The organism is Rickettsia endosymbiont of Gonocerus acuteangulatus (assembly GCF_964026435.1).
GTDB lineage: Bacteria > Pseudomonadota > Alphaproteobacteria > Rickettsiales > Rickettsiaceae > Rickettsia.
The window spans coordinates 1041305-1060752 of record NZ_OZ032147.1 but is presented as its reverse complement, the minus strand read 5'-3'; the positions used below and the strand labels follow the sequence as shown (position 1 = coordinate 1060752).

Sequence of the window (19448 nt, the reverse complement as noted above, 5' to 3'; positions counted from 1 at the left end):
TAGCGTAAGTTTTGTATAGATTTGTTTACACTTCTGCAGTAGCAGCTAAATTAAAGTTATATAGCTATTTACCTTCTAAAAGATATAAAAGGCAAGAAAGAGGGAAGAGGCGTCAAAGGATCATTATACCACAAAGGATCTCAATACATCAGCGTGATGCAATAGCTACGAAAAAGGTAGAAGTAGGGAATTTTGAGGCAGATCTTACATTTCATAAAGGTAATCAAAGTATGAATATTGGTGCACTGGTGGATAATAAAGAGTCAAAAGATTATTTTAGTGCTGAATAACTCCAAGAGAGCTACAACAGTTACCAATGGTTTTTTAAGAAAGATAAAAACTCTTCCAAATAGTGTGAGAAAGACTATTACTATGGATAATGGCAAAGAGTTTGTGGGGCATGTTGCCTATAGACTATCTGGGTTTCAAACTTTCTTTTGTGATCCATACCGCCCTAGACAAAAAGCATTAGTGGAAAAAATGAATTCTATGATTCATAGAATTTTACCTAAAAATACAGATATTACTACCGTTACACAAAGAGGTCTTGACAATGTTGCTGAGATTTTAAATAACATGCCAAGAAAGATTTTTGGTTATAAAACCCCCAATGAAATTTGGGCAGAAAATTTATAGGTTTTGTTCTACTTAGTCCTTGCATTTTCAAGGGCATAAAATTAAAGATTTCACTAAATTATTATCATTACTACAAGCGTTGAATAATATAGTTAATTCTTTTTTATCAAAACTTTTAAATGCCTCGTGATACAATACTAAAAATCTATTATAAGCTACTTGTGGCAAATTTATAAAATTATCTAAATTTTTATCGTAAATACTTATTTCATTAGTATAATTTAATTCTATATCAATTTCACTATCTAAAAAAATTTTTAAATCTTCTTCATCATAAAATCTACTAGCAATATCTAGTATACAATAACTTACCTTACTATGATCAACAACAAAAAATTGATTTATAAAATTTAGTAATTTAATAATTTCGCACAATTTAGAATTAAAAAATAATAAATTATTACCTTTTTCTCTAAGGATTGTTAATTCTTGAGGGCTATAATTTCTAATCTTATTTTGTATTTAAATTTAGGTATATTAATGTTTAATTTATCAGATTTTAATATATCCTTAATAGATTCTACCCTGTTTGGTTCACAGCATGGTAAATCTAATATGTGAATATTTTGTAACAGAAAATTAACCTCTGCGGTGTTCTTAAATAAAGATTTTGATAATTTTATTATATTTTCTTTATTTGGTTGCAGAGGATAATCTTCTATTAAAAAATTATATAAATTAGCAAAAAACCTAATTTGCAGTTTCATAAGCTTGTAGAAATAGTTTCATCTCTTCTACATTACTTATATTACTCAATTTAAATGTATAGTTGATTTTTCTAAGCATATTTGTTAGCACATTTCCTGCTCCTATTTCTACTATATGGGCAATATCTAACTTGTTAAATAGCTCTATAGTCTCACGCCATCTAACTCGCCCGCATATTTGTAAAACTAGATTTTGCTTGATTTCTAAAGGATCTAATACAGGCTTTGCAGTATAATTTTGAATTACTGGTATTAGCGGTTTGTTAATTACGCTATTATCAAGTGCTATTCGCATTTTTTCTTCTGCTGGCTTCATTAAACTACAGTGAAACGGAGCACTTACCTTTAGCTTTATTGCTTTATATCCTGCTTCTTTAATAAGATTAATAGCGTAATCAATAGCGTCCGCTTTACCGCTAATTACAATCTGTCCTTCAATATTATCATTTGCTATTTCGCATTTGCTTTCTTTAACTATTTTCTCAAGCTTTTCGATAGATATACCGATACAAGCAGCCATAGCACCGATATTTGGAGGGCAGGCTTCCTGCATAGAGCTGCTACGTGTATGCAATAATTTTGCGGCTGTTTCAACGCTGATGCTTTCGGCAGCACATAAAGCAGAGTACTCACCTAAAGAGTGACCAGCGACATAATCGCATAGCTGAGCTACATTTTTGTTGGTCTCAGCTTTGATAGCATTAATTATTGCCATAGATACAGCCATTAATGCTGGCTGTGCATTAGTAGTTAATGTTAATTCTTCCGAAGTAGAATTAAAAATTATATCGGTAAGTTTTCGTTTTAGTGCTTCATCGATTGTTTGGAATGTTTCTTTTACGGATTTAAAATTATCGTAAAAATCCTTGCCCATGCCAATGGCTTGCGACCCTTGACCTGGAAAGATAAAGGCTGTTTTCATATATTATATTATTGTTTAGATTGAGTTTATTAATAAATATTATGAATTTTTTCTGAAATAGTCAAATTATTTTAATACTTTAAGCAAACTTTTTCAATTATTGCGTTAAGCTAAAATTTTATATGATTATAAACTATTAGCAGAAAATATAGTTTGATTATTTTCAGCTTAATTATATAATGAATGCATCATAAGTAAATGGTATTGTTCAACGTCACCCCGTGGCGGTATTATTGCGTGGATTATTTTCCCCTGTCACCCCCCCCCGTGGCTTGGGAACTAGGTGCAGCTTAAAAATACTAATAACATAAGTAAATAGGGAGTATACATAACTAATGTTTCCCGAAAACTTTTTGGCAACGGTACTATTCTGTCTTTTTTTCCTTTTCCGGCAATAATTCTAATTTGGCATCTATTCTGGTCAACATCAGGCTTTTTCAGCCTTAATATCTTGAATTTAATCGTTTCATAAAAAAGTTCCTATAATTCCCAGTCTCGGTACATTATTAACCAAAACCATGAAAAATCTGAAAACTTTTATAGCATAATTATTTTAACTATGAAAGTCATTTCTTAACTCGGTACTTTCTATAACTTTGCCACTTCTTGCACGATCTTTAGTATTGGGCCAAAAAGCAAGATACCCAAAATCTTATTTATGTAAAATCTCCTTATAAATTTAGTAAAAATGAGCTTGAAACATTAGATATTTATGTCCATCTTGCTCAATTACTCAATACTAATGTAAGAGTAGAAGTAGGGGGATTACCTACCATACAAACATTGATATTTAACGCAAAATATGCTAAAGTAATATTATAAAATTTAGCCAAAATAGCGATAATTAATATGTATAAAGTTAATCCAAGAGTAGATTTAGCATTTAAAAAAATTTTCGGAGTAGAAGAGAATAAGGATTTATTGATATCACTTATTAATTCAATAGTTAGTGAAAAAGATCAAGTAAAAGAAGTAACGCTTCTTAATCCATATAATCCAAAGAATTTTTTAAATGATAAACTTTCTGTTTTAGATATTAAAGCAAAAGGTGAAAGCGGCAAAATGTTTAATATCGAAATACAGATAACGGATGAAGCTGATTATGATAAGCGAGCTTTGAACTATTGGGCAAAATTATATGCAGGGCAATTAAAAGAAGGTTCTAGATATTCAGAATTGAACAAAACAATAGGAATTCATATCCTTAACTTTACTGGCATCAATACTAATAAATATCATAATATATTTCAGTTACGAGAAAATGAAAGTGGTATTAAATATTTTGAAGATATAGAATTACATACAATAGAACTTAATAAATTTGCTGATAATGCTAAGGAAGAGTTGTCAGATATAATAAAGAAAATAAAGAATGCATTAGATATATGGGTTGCATTTCTAACGCGTAATGACTTATTAAATAAAGACAAGCTGCCGAAAGAATTAAATAGTAAAGAGCTAAAGAAAGCATTAAACGTGCTTGAAGTAATAAATCTAACTGATGAAGAAAGAGAAGAATATGAGAATCGCTTGAATTGGCTTAGAATTGAAACTAGTGCCGTTATAAAGAGCTGAAGAAAGGGGCAAAGAAGAAAGAAATATAGAAATAGCAAAAAAATGCTAATTAAAAAAAGATCTATAGAAGAAATTTATGAAATTACTGAATTATCTATAGAGGAAATAGAAAAACTAAAAGTAGAAATAGAATCTTAAGTCGCTCTAATCGTATAACTATTTTTCATCAACTCTTTTCTTAACTATGTTATAATTCTTCATTAGATAATTAAATTCTGCACCATAAATAAATATCATATTGATAATATAGAAAAATATCAGTGTAACTATTATACTACCAAGAGATCCATACATTAAATTTAGCTGGTTATAGTAAACTATATAAGTTGAAAGTAAGTAACCGCTTATTACCCATAATATTACTGTTAATAAAGCTCCTGGAAATACATCTATGAAGTTTAGTTTTACATTAGGTAATATATAGTATAAAGAGGAGGCCCCTAAAAATAATAAAACTAAGATTAAAACATATCTTATAAAATTTAAAATATTTTTATATTGTTCTATAGCTTCTAATAATACTGGAATTTTTGTGAAAACTATTGGAATAAATACTAAAAGAAACATGGTGAAAGTAATTAAAATACTAATTACAAGGAATTGTAAAATACTAAGTAATCGTCTTCTTATATAAGGGGGAGGGGACTTAATCTCATATACACGATTTAAAATAGTTCTTAGGCATTCTACAAAGGAAGAAGCGGTCCAAACACTACCTACAACAGCAAGATTCATTAAACTCTGCGGCGGTACACTTAATAATTCTTTTATTCTTTTTTCAATTGATTCTGTTGCTCGTTCTGGCATACTTTCTAAAAAAATTTGTATAAAATTTTGCCCAAGTTCCGAAGCTCCTAAAAAGCTTGTTAGAGCTAGTAAAAATACTAAAAAAGGAAAAATAGATAAAAGTACCATAAATGACATATATCCGGAATGTTCGACTCCGTCATGCTCTATTGTTTTAAATAACGCAACATAAAGACAATTAAATATTTTTTTCATTAAAATCAATTTCCAAAATTAGTTAAAATGTTACTTGTATAAAGAAATATTTGAAATATTGCAAAGGAAATTAAATTTATCATTGCATTTATTTTATATTTTTCTATAATATCCCAGAACTTTATTTTTTTATTAAGTTACAATCTTATAAAGATTTAAATCTAAAAAAACACATTTTATTTTATATATAATACTTCTATTACAAATTTAATATAATAATCTAGTATTAATATAATAATCTAGTATATTAATATATAAATTAAATTTGTCTTTAAATAAGAATATTTTTTATTTTACAAATATTTCAATAATATTAAAGTTTAGAATTAATTATTATTTACTAAATAATTACAAAAAACTTAAAAAATGTTATTTTTTAGTTGTATATGATATTGAAATGTGTTATTATTTCCACTAATAATTGTATAAGTTTAATATTATATAATTATTAATAACTATAGTATTAGTAGTTATTGAAATAATTATAAATATATACAAAACTTACGCTATGTTATAGCAAATATGCTAAAAACTCTTATTACACAGCAATGTTTTATAGTGAAGCACTTCATAATATCCCTTAATTCATGGGCATTATATCAAACATAGCGTAAGTTTTGCATAAAATAACCAAGGAGAAGAGAATGGCTAGAAAAAATGATATAATACAAAAAATCGATAGTTTTATAGGAAATAAAATCTATTCCTTAAGGCTAGCAAAAGGATTATCTCGTCAACAACTTGCAGAAGTAATTGACGTTACCCATCAGCAATTACAAAAATACGAAAGAGCGATTAATAGAATTTCTGTAGGAAGACTTGTATTAATTGCTGAAGCATTAGATAGAAATATTGATTATTTCTTCGAAGGATTAGAAGAGGCAAATAGGCCACAACCTGTGCATACTCAACATCAACGTATGTGTATTGAAGTTTCAAGAAATTTTATGAAAATTCAAAGTACAGATGAGCAACAGGCTGTTAATAATCTAGTAAAATGTTTAGCTGGAAAAGATAAATTAAAAACCACTACCGCTACCAATAATAATAACGCATAAGCAATAAAAAAGGATAAGTTTTCAATCTTATCCTTTTTTTATATTTCATACCCTCTTGATTTACCTTAATTACTACAGTATAAAAATAAATATGCATTCGTAGCTCAGCTGGATAGAGTATTGCCCTCCGAAGGCAAAGGTCGTTGGTTCAAATCCAATCGAATGCACCAAACTAAAACAGCTAGAATTATACTTTAAATTCAGGAAAAAATTGAAGTAATGAGTATATTATGATGGATAAGAAAATTACAATAATCGTATAATTTACTATTTTATAAGCTTTTTAATTTAGTAAATTAATTTTTTTAGGTTGGAAAAGTAGGAGTATACATAATCGGCAATAATGGAACAAAAGAATTAGCTAAAGTTTTTATTTTCCATAATATAGATTATAGAACAATTAGATTTAAAATGTACAAGATTATCTGAAAGAACATAAAATTAAATTTCGTCCTATTAAACCGTTGTCACCTCATCTAAATGGTAAGGTAGATGTAAATAAGTAACTTAGAAATTAGTTGGTTGGGACGGGAGGATTCGAACCTCCGGATGACGATACCAAAAACCGTTGCCTTACCACTTGGCGACGTCCCAATGTATGAATTTGCTTGCTGTATTGATGTCATTCCCGTCATTGCGAGAAGAATTACAAAGTAATTCGCCGAAGCAATCTCAGGAGTCTTATACTACTATACTACTGCTTGATGAGATTGCCACGTCACTTCGCTCCGCGCAATGACAATTCAGTACCCAATATGTGACCTAGTTATAGACTTTATACCAATAAATAGTAGAAACGTCAATTACAATAATAGCTATAAAAATAAATTTATTTCATTATCAAGCCACTTCTGAGAAGCTGGGGATAATAAATGATGAATTTGTGTTTTAATTTTTTGATAATAATGTTTTATATAATTTATTTCATCATTATTAAGCAATTTAACATCAATCAATTTCTTAGCATAAGGCACTAAACTTAGAGTTTCAAACTCTAGCCAGCCTTTATTTTCTTTTATATATATTAAATTTTCAATCCTGATACCATATTCCCTAGGAATATAAAACCCTGGTTCATTTGATAAAATCATACCAGCTTGCAAAATCGTTTTATTACGGAGATTTATACTTTGCGGTCCCTCATGAACGCTTAAGAAGCTTCCAACCCCATGCCCTGTACCATGAGGATAATCCTGCTCGTATTGCCATAAATATTGCCGTGCTAAGATATCAAGATTTGCTCCCGTAATGATATTTTTAGGGAATTTAGCTTTAGCTAAAGCAATATGCCCTTTAAGCACCTGCGTATAACGCTTTTTCTGCTCATCGGTAGCGGTACCTATCGTAATTGTTCTTGTTATATCAGTAGTAGCACCCTTATATTGACCGCCTGAATCTATAAGCAATATCCCCTGCCTTTCAATCTTCTTAGCGGTTTTAGCATCAGCTCTATAATGAATGATTGCACTATTTTCTCTAAAACCACAAATAACCGGAAAACTATCCGAAACATAGCTCTCCTGCTTGGCTCTATATTCAGTAAGTTTTAGACCGAGAGTATATTCGTTTAATATTTCGTCATTGCGAGCGGTCGCAGACTGCGTAACAATCTCCTCATATTCTCCTGAGATTGCTTCGTCGATGCTTTGCGTCTTCTCGCAATGACGAGTACTTTCCTCCAAATCAGCAAAAAACTCGCATAAAGCTACTGCATCTTTGATATGGAAATTTATAGCATGCTTAATTTCTACTTCATTTTTACAGGCTTTAAGCATTAAGCAAGGATCTTTAATTTTATGTACTTTTTTACCCTCTATCAAATCCATTATATGAATGGATGCTATGCTATCATCGATAAAAATATTATCCTGATCTCTTAAAATATTTTCAAATTTTTCTTCAGGTAAAATCGTTATTTCAGGACGCTCTTTAATAATTTCAAGGCTGATTCTTGCAGGATTAATAAATAGATATAACTTTTCAGGAGTGATTATTACTTTAGCGAACATTAATGGCGTATAAGCAACATCGCTAGCCCGCATATTTAATAACCAGCATATAGAAGAGCTATCTAGAATGATTAAAGCATATTCTTCGGTATCTATTTTTCTGGATCCCGTGGATAAACCACGGGATGACGTGTTACGGCATTTATTAATCTTCTCTATATGCGAGACACCTGCAAACTGGATATCATGTAAATAAACTTGGGAATTTGGTTCTAATGGTTGATCTTGCCAAATTTTATCAATTAGATTGCCTTTGATTTTCTGTAAATTGTCACCACATGTTTTATTCACGGAATCCAGTAGATTAGTTATAGCAGGGTAAGTAAATAACTCTGGATCATACCCTGCTCTACTTAAATAATCTTTCCAAGCAAATTTAGATATGTCCTTTAAGTCAAAAATTTTGAACAGTTCTAGATCAAGTTCTTTACGTGCTTGTTCTAAATATCTACCATCAGTAAAGAATAGCACTATATCTTTGCATATAACAGCCATACCATTTGAACCAGTAAAACCTGTAATATACTCAAGCCTTTTAGCATATTCAGGTACGTACTCGCTCATATATTTATCGTTAGACGGAACTATATAACCATCTATGCCATGCTCTTCAAATAAATTTCTTAGCGAATTAATACGTTCTTTTACCATAAACTTTTTTTATTGCTCACTATCATTTAGTTGCTTGTTTGGCTTTGTTGCATGGCTCGATTTTTTTGCTGTCACCTCTCCACTTTTCTGGATTCTGCAGGTACAAGCAACTAGATAACATCGAGCACTTTTTTAGAGCCATGTAATAAAGCCGCTAAAAGCTACTAACTGTGTAAGCATATTGTATTTAATAAAATATTAAAACTAATAAATAAGAAAATAACAAGATAAGTAGTAGAGAAATATGGAAGCGGGGCGTGGATCAGTTTCCCCTGTCATGCCGTGGCGGCATTGCCTGCGTGGATAGAAAAACGCCCTCGGGGTCATCTAGTTGCTTAGGAACTAGATCCAGAAAATAATAAAAAATACTAATATTATTAGTATTTTTTAGCTGGATTGCTTTGTCAATTACTTCGTAATTTCCTCACAGGATGACAAAGGAAAAATTGAAAATTGAGCCGTAGCGGTCGAAGACCGCCTGGCAATAGATAGGATTAAATTAGAAATTTACTTGTACTTTTAAACTACCTGAATGTGCTTCGTACTTTTTAGCAAAAGTAGCAGTATAATTAATGCCATATTCCATCATATTATGTTTTAATGAAAGACCGACACCTAAATTATAATCTACTTTATTACTCTTAAAGTTAATTGTTGGTAAAGTTTCATCTATACCTTGCAACTGAGCATTAACACTAGGAGTTTTATTTTTCAGAGAATAATTAACAAAGCTATATAATTCAGGTGTTATAGTTAACTTACCTTGATTTATATTCTTAAATGTTCTAACTCCTAATGTGCTGCTTAATTTATTATAATGTTTCTTCGCAACATTTAAATTCTGAAAGTTAGTTCCAGTTTCTTTATATCCAGAATCTTTAATTAAAGAACCTGTTATACCTAAACTTGGTGTAATATAGATGTCATTACTTGTATGATAATTATATCCTAAAAACACGCTACCGCTATATAAATGTGATTTATATTTGCTTGATGCTACTTCGTTACCATTACGTACATTTTGACCTCTTATAACACTTTCTGCATACGATATAGTACCATCTACAAACCAATTATAATTTGGTATATTATATGAACTATATAATGAGAATATATTAGTTCTGGCTTTGTCTACATTACCTGCATTTTGATTTTGCGGCTTTATACCTGTGTAAGCGTTAGTATACGCTAAACCAAGAAGTAGATTATCGTTTATTAAAGTATCAACACCTATAGTACTACTATGTCCTTTTGTTTTATAACCACTAAAATATTCTGCTGTCTTATTACTTGCTTTATCTTTGCTGTGACTAATTGATGCCCTAGCCCATACGCCATGCTGCCATGTATCATTAGCTACATCATCATCACCTGCTGCTACTATTAAAGGTCCATTACTTAACCTGCTATGTATCGCACTCATTGCAGAATTATGAGCATCTGTTAATGCATGTCTTAACACCACACGTATAATTTCGCTATTTCGCTCTTTTGGACGATCAGTTAATTTAGAAAAAGCTTCTTTTACTTTCTCATTACTTAATTCATTAAGACTCTTACCAAATTTGTCTGCATCACTACCTGGTAATGCTTTATTTAACTGCTCGACAAATTTTTTATCTTTAGACGAATTAAAAACGTACTCTTCATTTTCATCTTCAAAATACTCTCTATTTTCTTGAATAACATGCTCTCTATTTTCTTGAGTAGCGATACCTGCGTGTTTGTTACGAAGCATTTGAGCATCTGTTATATTAGAAAGTAATGCTCTTGCTGATTCCAATGTCAACTCATCACCGTTCATCTCTGCTAAAACTACAAGATCTTCAGCAGTAAATGCTCCACAAGAAGTACCATCACTTTGTTGATGTATTTGTAAGTCACGTAACTGGAGATCAGGTCTTAAAGCTCTTATTGCTTTAAGTAATAATGTAGAAGTATATGGACCGCCATTAGGATCGTTGTAATATAATGCAGCCGCTCCTGATGCATCTTTACGTATTACTGATGCAGTCCAATGACCACCAAGATCATTATAAATTAAAGATATTATACCATTATTTAAATTATTAGAGACTTCTTTAGCAGCTGGTTCTACAAACTCATCTGTAGCATCTATTGGATATAACGGTGCAATGTATACATTTGGATTATTGCCCACACGATTCTCTATCACGTTACGAATATCATCATCATAATATAATTTGTTAGGATCAACTACATTGGTAAGTAAAGGTCCAGCAAATGACATACTACTAGTTAGTAACATTAAAGCAAGAGTACAGCGATTTAGTTTATTAAACATATTAATCTCTCTAATAATTGATTTATTTTTAATTAATGCGTATTATACACATATTTTATTTTTTTGTTAATCAAATTATTAATATGTTATTTTAAACTCTATTATTATTTTTTCGTGTGTATGATGAATTATTAAAGAAAAAAGAGAGTTTTTAAATTTTGTATTTGTGAACCTAGTTTGAGAGACAAAAACTTTGATTATAACTGGGCTTTCCCGGTTGATAAACTGCAAGAAATAGCATATTATAGGCACTGGCTCCCCGGGCCGGACTCGAACCAGCGACCGAACGGTTAACAGCCGTTTGCTCTACCACTGAGCTACCGAGGAACATTAGGAGCATCTGGAAAATTCAGATAATTCCTTATAACAAATCTTTTTGTTAACGTCTAGCCTTTTCTTTCAATAAAATAAAAAAAAGTTATAAAAATACCTCTAGACGCATTTAAATCTAATCTAACTATGGCTTTGCTCATTTTTACTTTTGCCTGATTTTTTAGCCTTAACAGTACCTTGCCATGAAGCAGTTTTTGATTTTGAATCTTGCTTTGTTGGTTTTAAAACCTCTTCTTTTAAGTGCTTAATTACTTCTAGGTCTTCTTCATTTAAATCTAATAAATTTGGTTTTTCTTTAGTTTTTACTTTGGTTGTGGTTGGTGCTTTAACTTTTTTTATCTCAATTTCTTTTGAAAAATCTATTAAATCTTTTTCATTATTAATTTCTTCATTTAAGCTTTTTATTGTTTTTATTAAGTGTTTTTTTGCACTAGGTCTAATCCCTAAAGCTTCTAAAATTCTATTTAAGGTAGAGCTAACTTTGTCTCGTAATTTAAGTTTTTTCCCTCCTATTTTTCCTTCTTCACCTTTAAGAATTTTTTCAAAGTAATTAGGATGTTCTTTCATTAACGATTTTAATTCTTGCTCTTTTATTTCAAAATAAGGGTAATCGTATTTTTTAGAAATTACATTAGTTAACTTTATTTCAAGACCATATTCTTTTAGAGACTCCTGCCTTTTTAGCATTACATCTAATAAGCTATCTTTAACCTGCTGCGGGGTTATTTTTTTAGATTTATTAAATCGTCTTGGCATAGCTTGTTTAGCAAAACCTGCTATTGCTTCGTCACTATAATATTTAGTTAGCTCATCAAAACTTTCATTAATAGTTTTGGTTAAATTGATTTTGGAAGCTGCAATTAAACTATCACCAAGTTCAGGACTTCTTCTTAATTTAGACGGAAATTCTCTAAAGTGATTAGTAGAACCAAAGCCAGGTAAATGCCTCATTCTTGAATGAGAATAAATTTGATTTGTTAATTTATCAAAACTACCAGCAAAATCAATTCTTACTAATTTAGGTAAAATTTTTGGATTTTTCTCATCTCTAATAACCCCTATATTTCCGACATGTATATCAAAATCACCAATCAACAAACTTGTCGGCATGATATTTTCAAAATTTTGATATTTAACTTCTTTAAAAGCATTTTCTAAAGTTCTAAATAATTTATTTCGGGCTCCCATAAAAAGCGGTCTGCCCCCATCTTTTCTAAACCAAGAACTTGGTTTAGTTTCAGCAGACATATGTTTATCCATATCCACATACATATCACTACTGTAATTCTTAAAGAATTCAGATTTAACATATATTTGTGAATCACTATTTTTAGATTTGCTAAAACCATCTGGAGCAATTAAACTAACTTCAGCACCGTTACCAGGGCTTATTGCTGCAAAAAATTTAGACCCTAAAAATTCAGCTATATTTTTTGATGATGAAGCTTCTTGTTTTATCATTGCAGTAATGTTACTATCCGCACTTTGATATACTCCACCGTACTCCCCTGCTTCATTAGCACCACCACTTTTAGGCTTTAAAAATTTCCAATTTTTAAAAGCTGATTTTTTATCTGAACTTAATTCAGGCTCTAAAGTTTCAACTCTATTTTTTAGTAATGGTTTATTGCTTGTAGCCATTTTTACCTCTCTAAAAATAATTTATTTCTTAAGTATACCGCGAATACTTCAAAAGTTGGTAAGTCAAATAAGCGGTGAGTTTGCGGAACGTAGATAAACTACGTGAGCAAAGACGTATCCCGAAATTTGGCTTGCCAAATCTTGAAGTATCAAAGGTATAGTTCAGCTGCTTCAAGAGCAGCATACGTAAATATGCCGCTTGCCCCTGCTCTTTTAAAACTAATTAATGATTCTAATAAACCTTTTTCGAAATCTATAACTCCGGCATTTGCTGCAAATTTTAACATGGCATATTCTGCAGTAATTTGATAAGCAAAGATTTTAGTATTAAAGTTATTAGCCGCTTCACGAATAACATCTAAAAACATCATACCAGGCTTAACCATGACCATATCAGCTCCCTCTGCTATATCATGTTCAATCTCAAGCATTGCTTCTTTAATATTTCGTATGTCCAATTGATAACTTGCCTTATCTAAATAAGTTTTCTTAGTACTACCGACTGCATCACGATATAAACCGTAAAAACTTGAAGCATATTTAGCAGCATAGGCAAGAATCCCAACATTGGTAAAATGCTCCTTATCAAGATACTCTCTTATAGCCATAATTCTACCATCCATCATGTCAGAAGGAGCAACAATATCAACACCAGCTTTTGCAAGAGTTAAAGCCTGGTTGCATAAGGCTTTTACTGATTTATCATTATCCACTTCGCCATTATATATTATGCCATCATGCCCGTGCGTAGTATAAGGATCAAGTGCTACATCACATATTATTCCAATATCAATCCCAGCATTTTTAATACTTCTTATAGTACGGCACATTAAATTATCTAGATTATAAGCTTCGTCACCATTCTCGTTTTTTAAACTTTGATCAATACACGGAAACAAAGCAATAGCTTTGATACCAAGATCAGCTGCTTTTCTTGCCGTTTCTATCACCTGATCTATAGACAGGCGATATATACCTGGCAAAGTTTTAATTTCTTGTCTCTGATTATGCCCTTCCACAACAAATAAAGGTAATACCAAATCTTCTACTCTAAGAGTAGTTTCAGCAACTAAATCACGAAGCCAAGCAGCTTTTCTATTTCTTCTAAGTCTAATAAGTGGGTACATATAAATTCTCTTGATTATTCAACATTCTTATTTTGTCAACTTTACATATTGATTATTATCTACATATTATTAAGTCTCATTAATTTATATAATAAATATTGTGATAAAAAAAATTATAATTTTCTAGTGGTAGTAAATATTATATTACCTGTAAATGCAAATAATATAAATAAAAAAGAAGAAAACTTATATAACTTTAAAGATTTATCAATAATAATGCCTTCTTATGATAAATACTCAGAAATATTGGTCTAGCTTAAATAATAAATATAGTTATGTACCTATTTATTTGATGAGTAATGAAGAAAAATTTGATTATCCAAGAGTGACTAACATTTTAGTTGGAGACGCAAATTAAAGGCTGGTCAAGTAATTTTTTAAAAGCACTTGTAAAGTGTTAAAACAAAATATGTGGTTATTGTATTAGATGATTAGATTATATACTAAATGCTCCGGTAAACGAAAAAAGGTTAGACCAAATATTAAATTTAATGACAAAACTTACGCTATGTTTGGTTCTAAATATCGTAAAGATGGAGAACGCAGCTGTTGTTGCATATATTTATCTAAAAGCCCTAACTTTATTTGGTAAACCGTTTTACCGATTGTATTTGCAGTCCTTTTGAGAAATGCCCAAACTAAAAATGCCCAACTAATATGATTACGTTGAATACGCTGTTTCCTGCATTGACAACGTTCTATCCCAGTAAGTTGCTTAATTTCTCTGTGCATGCTCTCAATTACCCATCGAAAGCCACACTCATCTTGTGCAGCTTTAGAAGATTTGTGAGTTTTGTTATTGGTAACAACATACTCAACTCTGTTGGTAGAAACAGTAAATTTAAACAAATTAACATGCTTATTTTTAGCAAAGCCTTTTATATGAATCTCTACTCCATGCCTGATCTCTTCATCTGAAAATGTCAACTCTTTTACAGCTTTATAAGGTTTAGAATCGTGCGTTTTACTAACGTTTCTATTGGCTTTAATAGGGGCATAATAATATTTCCCCAGAGAGTCAACATGTTGCATAATTTTGTGTGTAGAATACCATGTGTCAAAAAGTACTGTTTGAAAAGGAATCTTCTTGCTATAAACAGCATTATTTAACATGTTTAATAGGTGTTCTAGTTTTGTTGCTCCATCATGATCAGGTGCAAAAATTCGATAATCTATTACCCAAAACTTATTAATATCAGGGTTATAATATACCAGACTCACTACTCCTATACCTTTAGTAACTCTACCTGTAGCTCCACTGTACTGCGATCTTGCAATTTCTATTTGCTTCGTATTCCTTTTATTTAAAACCGTATCATCAAATATTGTATATCCATTAGATGAAAAAATAACATCATTCTTGATGTGTTCCCATAACAAAGAAGGTGTATATTTTTCATTCCTTAAAAATCTATTAATAACATCATGACTACATTTCTTTGCATGTTCAGCGTAGTAGGTTAAACTATAATTCTTTTGGCTAACTATTAAAAATTGACAATAATCTGTCCTATTAATTGGTATTGCTTGCAACTTTATCCTCTTTGACATGTTTAATTATTTTTACAATAATTTATCACTTTTTTACTCATAGCGTAAGTTTTGATGAAAAAAACTAATGCTGCTTATACTGAAATCGCATTAGATCCTAGCATAAATGATGGACCTCCTGTTGAAGGAATTGATAATGTACATATTAGAGATCGTTTTGGACCATATAGAACTTCATTACAAGCCTGCATATGGGGGAAGTAAATGTTTTAAAATGGCTTCTAAGGCCAGGAGAAAGTATATGGGATTTTGAAGGACTAGATAGTATTAGAAGCTCAGGAGTAACAAAACCTTTTTATTTAGTAGCTAAAGATCCAGTATTCACCTATTTAAATGCTGCTAATTTGGGACATTACTTAAAAAGCGTTGTTAATTATATCAATGAACAAGGAATTAAATTTAACCCTACTAAATTACCTATAGATGAAAATAGGTAGCAAAATCATTTATAATAACTTTATATCCCATAGTAAAAATATCGCACCACAAAAAGAAATTTTTATATTTTGATAAAATAGATTTGAAAACTATAAACTATTAGTAGTTATATTTTAATATGGTTAAATTTATTTAGGATATTTATTATGGGTATAATAGACGGTATAAAAAATTTTTTTGAAGCAAAACCTAAAAAGGAAGAAGATAAAATTAATGCAAACAGGCAAGAAAAACAAGATGCTTTACACAAAACTTTTGCCGATATTCAAGAACAGCGGTTACATGGTATAATTTCTACACTTAAGGAATTATCAACGGATGAAGAGGTAAAAGCTAATTTAAAGCAGACGAGACATCATAAAGAATTTGAAGAAAAAGTAACTGATATCATTGAAACTTACAACAGGAAATTAGATCATATAGATCCTAGTATAAAAGAATCTCAAAAATTAACTGTTTTGCCTATAGTAGAAGCAAAGCTAAAAGAACTAGATAAATGGTGTGAAGAACCTACAAAAACAGATAAAACTCTTCTTTGGAAAAATATTGGTAATGTTTTAAAGCACAGTTTAAAAGCTATCAAAAATATAGGTAATAAAGAATATACTGACGAACTTCAGAAAGTGCGTTACTATATGAAAGCAGTAAAAAATGCTAAACAAAATACTAAAGAAGCTAAAGAAGAAGTACGAGGTACTACTAGATCTTTAACTGCAAAATATACAGCAAAAAAACTTTTAGAAAGTAAGATCCAACCTAAAAAAACTAAATCTAAAAGCAAAGTTCAACAAAAAGGCTAATAAAAACTTTTTGGGTCGACATCTATTTTTATATGACAAAAGGATGGAATTTTAACTTGCTCTAACCAAAATTTTAAATATTTTTGCAGATTAAATTTTTTATCAGCAATAATAAGTATTCGGAAGCGATATTTACCAGCAAGTTTTGACATTAACGAGCTTGCTGGTCCTAAAATTTTCACCTGTGCTTCTGGAGCAATTCGTACCATATTCTTAGCAATTTCTAAAATCTTATGCTCATTTGTACCGGATAGAATTATTGATGCCATTTTCGAGAATGGCAGCATATCAGCAGTTTTTCTTACTTCTAACTCGTTGACAAAAAAGTTATCTTCTCGCTCATCTTTAATATAGCTAAAAATAATATTATCAGGATAATAGCTTTGTAAATATACCATACCTTTAGAGTTTCCTCGCCCTGCTCTACCACCTACTTGATGAAGCAACTGAAAAGCCCTCTCACTTGATCTAAGATCAACATGATTACTTCCAAGATCAGCATCAACTACTCCAACTAAAGTAAGATTTGGAAAATGATAACCTTTTGTTATCATTTGTGTTCCTATTAATATATCAATTTCTAGATTTTCCATTTGATGTAGAAGCTGAGCTATCTTTTCTGGATTTTTAACATGATCCTTACTTATCACAGCAATTTTACTATTTGGAAAAAGCGTTTTTGCCTCTTCCTCTATACGTTCTATTCCAGGACCGCAAATAGCTAAAGATTCATCTTCTAAGCATTCAGGGCAAGAGTTAAAAATTTTACTTTGATAACCACAATGATGACATTCAAGCTTTTTGGAGTTTTTATGCACTACCATCCAGCTAGAGCAATATTTACAAGTAAATCTATGACCGCAAGATTTACATAGCATTAAAGGGGCATAACCTCTTCTATTGAGAAATAAAAGCGTTTGCTCTTTGTTTTCTAGATTCTTTTTAATAGCTTTTATTAAAATATTAGACAAATAACAATTTTTAGGTAACTCCTCCTTTGTCATGTCAATCATTTCAATATTTGGTAAAACAGCGTTTTTATATCTACTACTTAAGCTAATTAAACTATATTTTCCTATATTTGCATTATATATTGTCTCAATAGAGGGCGTTGCCGAACATAAAACTATTTGTGCTTTATCAAATGTACTTCTAACTATAGCAGTATCTCTTGCATTATATAATACACCATCATCTTGTTTATAAGAATCGTCATGCTCTTCATCAATAACTATTAATCCAAGTTTTTTAAAAGGCAAAAATAAGCTACTCCTAGCCCCAATTACTATCTTAACTTTATCCTCTAATATGCCTCTTAGAATCATTTTCTTTTGAGCTTTTGTAACGCTTGAATTCCATATTATAGGATCAAACCCAAAACGCTCCTTAAAACGATTAATAATTTGCGTGCTTAGTGCTATTTCTGGAAGCATCACAAGTGCTTGCTTACCTTTCGCTAAATATTCTGCTATTAGATGAAAATAAACTTCTGTTTTACCTGAACCAGTAACACCTTTAATAAGAATTGGTTTATTACTATCGTTTAACATTTGTAACGCCTGTTTTTGCTCTTCTGATAAATCAGGCAACGTAAAATTATTATTTATTTTCTGTTCTTTAACTTTAATTGGCTTTTCGGCTATATCTACTGGTAATACTAATTTAGCTATACTACCAAGCTCAGCCATATAGTAATTACTCATCCATTTAATTAAGTCTAAAACTTCTGAAGTTATAGTTAAATTTAGCGGTACTTTTTCTTTTATAGTTTTTAGCTTCTTTATCTCAGGAATATTAGCAAACTCCCATACTATGCCGGTTAATTCCTTGTTTCTAAAAGGTACTACAACAAGATCACCTATATTTAATGATAAATCTTCAGCTATTAAGTAATCTAGAGGAAATAATTTTACTGCTGGTAATAATATCTTTGCTATTTGCATATATAATTTGTTTTATATAATTTTTTTTATTATATACTAAACTAATAAATTGTAAAAATATCGATGAAAAAAATTATTATAGCAATTTCTGGAGCTTCAGGGGCAATATATGGTATCCATTTACTTGAAGTATTAAAAGAACAAAATATAGAGACTCATCTAATTATTTCAGATGGAGCCGCTCTTACTATAAAAGCTGAAACTGAATATTCTATAGAAAAGGTAAAAGCTCTTGCAAATTATCATTATAGTAATAAAGCTATAGGAGCTGCTATTGCAAGCGGTTCGTTTAAAACTTCTGGCATGATAATAGCACCATGCAGTATGAGGACTTTAGCTAGCGTTGCTCATACAATGGAAGATAATTTAATTACTAGAGCAGCAGGAGTAGTATTAAAAGATAAAAGAAAACTCGTTTTAATGACTCGCGAAACACCTTTGCATACAGGACATATTGAAAATATGCTGAAAGTAGCAAATTATGGCGGAATTATAGCACCACCAATGCCGGCTTTTTATAGCAAACCTAAAGAGATAGATGATATAATAAACCACTCTATCGCTAGAGTTTTAGACCTTTTCGATATCGAAACTAATCTAATTAAAAGATGGAGTGGGCTTTAAGTAATGTGTCATCCCGTGGCTTGTCCACGGGATCTAGAAAAAAACGAGAGAATCGAGCTTTTATATTTGTATTTTTTATTATTTTCTGGATCCCGTGGACAAGCCACGGGATGACAAACGCCCAAA

General features: G+C 30.5%; 18 protein-coding genes, 3 tRNA genes and 1 pseudogene. 10 read left to right on the top strand and 12 right to left on the bottom strand.

Annotated elements, in window-relative coordinates; translation table 11 throughout:
• Nucleotides 1-11: 11 nt before the first annotated feature.
• On the top strand, nucleotides 12-290 hold the full coding sequence (locus tag AAGD55_RS06485) for a hypothetical protein (RefSeq protein ID WP_341790875.1): 279 nt from the start codon (nucleotides 12-14) through the stop codon (nucleotides 288-290).
• Nucleotides 241-636 carry an IS30 family transposase gene (locus AAGD55_RS06480; RefSeq protein ID WP_341790873.1) on the top strand — a complete coding sequence of 132 codons (396 nt, stop codon included), beginning with the start codon at nucleotides 241-243 and terminating at the stop codon, nucleotides 634-636. Before AAGD55_RS06485 ends, AAGD55_RS06480 begins: the two co-directional genes overlap by 50 nt.
• Before the next feature lie 27 nt (nucleotides 637-663).
• Here AAGD55_RS06480 and AAGD55_RS06475 read toward each other — a convergent pair whose 3' ends face one another.
• From AAGD55_RS06475 to fabD, 3 genes are read right to left on the bottom strand one after another with little or no spacing between them, the layout of a single operon-like run.
• On the bottom strand, nucleotides 664-1011 hold the full coding sequence (locus AAGD55_RS06475; RefSeq protein ID WP_341790872.1) for a hypothetical protein: 348 nt from the start codon (nucleotides 1009-1011) through the stop codon (nucleotides 664-666).
• 47 nt (nucleotides 1012-1058) lie between these two features.
• Complete coding sequence (locus AAGD55_RS06470) at nucleotides 1059-1343, bottom strand: hypothetical protein (RefSeq protein ID WP_341790871.1); 285 nt, start codon at nucleotides 1341-1343, stop codon at nucleotides 1059-1061.
• Entirely contained in the window at nucleotides 1327-2265 is a 939-nt protein-coding gene (gene fabD, locus AAGD55_RS06465) for an ACP S-malonyltransferase (RefSeq protein WP_341790870.1), read from the bottom strand. The genes AAGD55_RS06470 and fabD overlap by 17 nt, the downstream gene beginning before the upstream one ends.
• Nucleotides 2266-3114: 849 nt before the next feature.
• Between fabD and AAGD55_RS06460 the strand changes: the two genes are divergently transcribed.
• Entirely contained in the window at nucleotides 3115-3840 is a 726-nt protein-coding gene (locus AAGD55_RS06460; RefSeq protein WP_341790869.1) for an Rpn family recombination-promoting nuclease/putative transposase, read from the top strand.
• A gap of 156 nt (nucleotides 3841-3996) precedes the next feature.
• On the opposite strand, the gene AAGD55_RS06455 is transcribed toward AAGD55_RS06460, so the two are convergent.
• Nucleotides 3997-4842, bottom strand: coding sequence for a YihY/virulence factor BrkB family protein (locus AAGD55_RS06455; protein ID WP_341790868.1), 846 nt, complete (start codon nucleotides 4840-4842; stop codon nucleotides 3997-3999).
• A 644-nt stretch (nucleotides 4843-5486) separates the two neighbouring features.
• Here AAGD55_RS06455 and AAGD55_RS06450 point away from each other — a divergent pair.
• Complete coding sequence (locus AAGD55_RS06450; protein ID WP_341790867.1) at nucleotides 5487-5900, top strand: helix-turn-helix transcriptional regulator; 414 nt, start codon at nucleotides 5487-5489, stop codon at nucleotides 5898-5900.
• A gap of 93 nt (nucleotides 5901-5993) precedes the next feature.
• Nucleotides 5994-6070, top strand: a tRNA-Arg gene (locus AAGD55_RS06445).
• 349 nt (nucleotides 6071-6419) lie between these two features.
• Here the strand turns inward: AAGD55_RS06445 and AAGD55_RS06440 are convergent.
• The 5 genes from AAGD55_RS06440 to AAGD55_RS06420 all read right to left on the bottom strand — a co-directional run bounded on the left by AAGD55_RS06440 (nucleotide 6420) and on the right by AAGD55_RS06420 (nucleotide 12839).
• Nucleotides 6420-6494, bottom strand: a tRNA-Gln gene (locus AAGD55_RS06440).
• Nucleotides 6495-6715: 221 nt separating this feature from the next.
• Complete coding sequence (locus AAGD55_RS06435) at nucleotides 6716-8560, bottom strand: aminopeptidase P family protein (RefSeq protein ID WP_341790866.1); 1845 nt, start codon at nucleotides 8558-8560, stop codon at nucleotides 6716-6718.
• Nucleotides 8561-9059: 499 nt separating this feature from the next.
• Complete coding sequence (locus AAGD55_RS06430) at nucleotides 9060-10811, bottom strand: autotransporter outer membrane beta-barrel domain-containing protein (protein WP_341790865.1); 1752 nt, start codon at nucleotides 10809-10811, stop codon at nucleotides 9060-9062.
• Nucleotides 10812-11117: 306 nt separating this feature from the next.
• A tRNA-Asn gene (locus AAGD55_RS06425) sits at nucleotides 11118-11192 on the bottom strand.
• Between the two features lie 126 nt (nucleotides 11193-11318).
• Nucleotides 11319-12839, bottom strand: coding sequence for a hypothetical protein (locus AAGD55_RS06420; RefSeq protein WP_341790864.1), 1521 nt, complete (start codon nucleotides 12837-12839; stop codon nucleotides 11319-11321).
• 27 nt (nucleotides 12840-12866) lie between these two features.
• On the opposite strand from AAGD55_RS06420, the pseudogene AAGD55_RS12390 reads away from it, so the two are divergent.
• A pseudogene (locus AAGD55_RS12390) lies at nucleotides 12867-12997 on the top strand (palindromic element RPE5 domain-containing protein); the annotation flags it as partial.
• On the opposite strand, the gene hemB reads toward AAGD55_RS12390, so the two are convergent.
• On the bottom strand, nucleotides 12989-13966 hold the full coding sequence (gene hemB, locus AAGD55_RS06415) for a porphobilinogen synthase (protein ID WP_341790863.1): 978 nt from the start codon (nucleotides 13964-13966) through the stop codon (nucleotides 12989-12991). The pseudogene AAGD55_RS12390 and the gene hemB overlap by 9 nt on opposite strands.
• Nucleotides 13967-14467: 501 nt before the next feature.
• Nucleotides 14468-15517, bottom strand: a complete 1050-nt coding sequence (locus AAGD55_RS06410) for a transposase (protein WP_341790862.1) — start codon at nucleotides 15515-15517, stop codon at nucleotides 14468-14470.
• Nucleotides 15518-15568: 51 nt separating this feature from the next.
• On the opposite strand from AAGD55_RS06410, the gene AAGD55_RS06405 reads away from it, so the two are divergent.
• From AAGD55_RS06405 to AAGD55_RS06395, 3 genes are all read left to right on the top strand, one after another.
• Nucleotides 15569-15721 (top strand): hypothetical protein, encoded by a 153-nt coding sequence (locus AAGD55_RS06405; protein WP_341790861.1) that lies wholly within the window; start codon nucleotides 15569-15571, stop codon nucleotides 15719-15721.
• On the top strand, nucleotides 15709-15954 hold the full coding sequence (locus AAGD55_RS06400; protein ID WP_341790860.1) for a hypothetical protein: 246 nt from the start codon (nucleotides 15709-15711) through the stop codon (nucleotides 15952-15954). The genes AAGD55_RS06405 and AAGD55_RS06400 overlap by 13 nt, the downstream gene beginning before the upstream one ends.
• 147 nt (nucleotides 15955-16101) lie before the next feature.
• Nucleotides 16102-16755 carry a hypothetical protein gene (locus tag AAGD55_RS06395; protein ID WP_341790859.1) on the top strand — a complete coding sequence of 218 codons (654 nt, stop codon included), beginning with the start codon at nucleotides 16102-16104 and terminating at the stop codon, nucleotides 16753-16755.
• On the opposite strand, the gene AAGD55_RS06390 is transcribed toward AAGD55_RS06395, so the two are convergent.
• Nucleotides 16752-18698, bottom strand: coding sequence for a primosomal protein N' (locus AAGD55_RS06390; RefSeq protein WP_341790858.1), 1947 nt, complete (start codon nucleotides 18696-18698; stop codon nucleotides 16752-16754). The two genes, AAGD55_RS06395 and AAGD55_RS06390, sit on opposite strands and share 4 nt — an antisense overlap.
• Nucleotides 18699-18761: 63 nt before the next feature.
• Here AAGD55_RS06390 and AAGD55_RS06385 point away from each other — a divergent pair, with 63 nt between their 5' ends.
• Entirely contained in the window at nucleotides 18762-19322 is a 561-nt protein-coding gene (locus tag AAGD55_RS06385) for a UbiX family flavin prenyltransferase (protein WP_341790857.1), read from the top strand.
• Nucleotides 19323-19448: the final 126 nt, after the last annotated feature.